The sequence below is a fragment of the Streptomyces beigongshangae genome (genome assembly GCF_019710745.1).
Lineage (GTDB): Bacteria > Actinomycetota > Actinomycetes > Streptomycetales > Streptomycetaceae > Streptomyces > Streptomyces beigongshangae.
The window spans coordinates 1-1,905 of the sequence record NZ_JAHKJW010000159.1 but is presented as its reverse complement, the minus strand read 5'-3'; the positions used below and the strand labels follow the sequence as shown (position 1 = coordinate 1,905).

Annotated in this window: 1 pseudogene; it reads left to right on the top strand. The window is 66.4% G+C overall.

Annotated elements, in window-relative coordinates:
* Positions 1 to 525: 525 nt before the first annotated feature.
* A pseudogene (locus KM933_RS38590) lies at positions 526 to 1,905 on the top strand (DNRLRE domain-containing protein); the annotation flags it as partial.

The window sequence follows — 1,905 nt, the reverse complement described above, 5'->3', positions numbered from 1 at the left end:
TTCCCAGGCTGATCAACCAGAAGATCATCCCACCGGTCAGCCAACGTGACAGTGCCCCTTCGCGGGACCACTCGTACGGTACGGGGTGCCCTCTTCCCCGCCTCGCGGTTGAGCTGAGTGACCGTGCACGAGCAGCGAGGCGAGAAGCTGTCGGTCCTGCTCCGTCGGCCTGGATACCCATTTCAAGACTGCGAACAGTTGCCTTTCAGTCGTTGCACGTCTTTGCTCATCGGTGTCTCGCTCCCTCCTGGCATCAAGTCGTTACCGAACCGTCAACTCGCGTCGCACAAACCTGGTCAAACCATGTCGATCATCACGCTCTTCTTGATCGAGTTGCCCAACTAGTCGACCTTGTCCGGTGGTTGATTCGACAAGGAGCGCATAGAAATGCCTGCGGCGACGGAACCGTTGCGCGTCGCCATTCGCAAACCGACCGACCTCGCTCAAGGGACCGTGAGCGGGTCAAGAGGAGTGCTCGACTTGTCCCGATCGGTAAGAGGAAGACACGCCTTATCCCGCATGGCCATGGGCGTGGCGCTGCTCACCGCGGCGCCGCTGGTCGTCACGGGAACCACCGGAGCCACGGCTGCGGACGGATCCGCACAGGCCGCCGCCGAGGCGAAACAGCCCGGTGCCGCAGAGGTCGCCGAGGCGGACCTCGCCTGGGCGACCGAACACAGCAAGGGCGGCATCCCCTGGGCCCTAGCCCGGGCGAAGAAGACGGGGAAGAAGGTTCTCGTCCCGGACGAGACCACGGCCACCACCCTCACCCACGCCAACCCGGACGGGTCGCTCACTTCGGAGCTGACCTCTGGCCCCGCGCGTATGCAGCGCGGCGGCAAGTGGGTGGACGTGGACGCCACGCTCACCACGAACGCCGACGGACAGGTGGTGTCCAGAGCCCACCCCGGCGGCCTCAGGCTCACCTCCGGAGGCGGCACCCCCGCCAAGTCGCTCAAGGCGGCCGGCAGCGCGGCCGGTCGGGACCTTGTGACTCTCGGCAGCGGTGACGGCCAGGTCACGCTGCAGTGGAAGGGCGGCCTGCCCGCACCCCGGCTCGACGGCACCCGCGCCACGTACGAGAACGCCGTGCCCGGCGCCGATGTGGTGGTGGAGGCGACCCGGACAGGATTCGAGCAGTTCGTCGACATCAACCAGCGTCCCGCCACCGACGCCTACAGCTACACCCTGCCGCTGAAGACCAAGGGCCTGGACGCCGAGCCGCAGAAGGACGGGTCGGTGACCTTCACCGACCCGAAGAGCGGCGAGAAGCGAGCCGTGATGCCCGCACCAGTGATGTGGGACGCCTCGGTGGACGAAGTCTCCGGGGAGCACACCAACCGGCACCCGGTGGACATGGAGGTCGTGGACAAGGGTGACGGTGCGTACGACCTCGTGATCACTCCGGACGCCGGCTTCCTGGCGGACCCGGACACGAAGTACCCGGTGACCGTCGACCCCTCGACGTCGAACCTGTCGAACGTCTTCGACACCTACGTCCAGCAGGGGGAGACCGGAGACCTGTCCACGGACGTCGAGCTCGACTTCGGCAATCCCGGCACCGCCAACAGCGACGGCACCCCGCGCACCGCCCGGTCGTTCATCACCTGGAACACCGCGGCGTTCAAGGACGCTATCGTCACGAACGCCGACGTCTCTCTGTGGAACTTCCACTCCGGGAACACCGACTGCCTGCCGCGCGAGTGGACGGTCTGGGACACCAACGCCTCCTCCACCACCACGCGCTGGACGAAGCAGCCGACATGGAACCAGCAGTTCCATTCCTCCACCCAGACCAAGGGCAACCCGTCCTGCACGGCCGCCCCCGACGGGTGGATCACCGCGGACGGCACTGTCACGTTGGCTGACCGGTGGGATGATCTTCTGGTTGATCAGCCTGGGAAG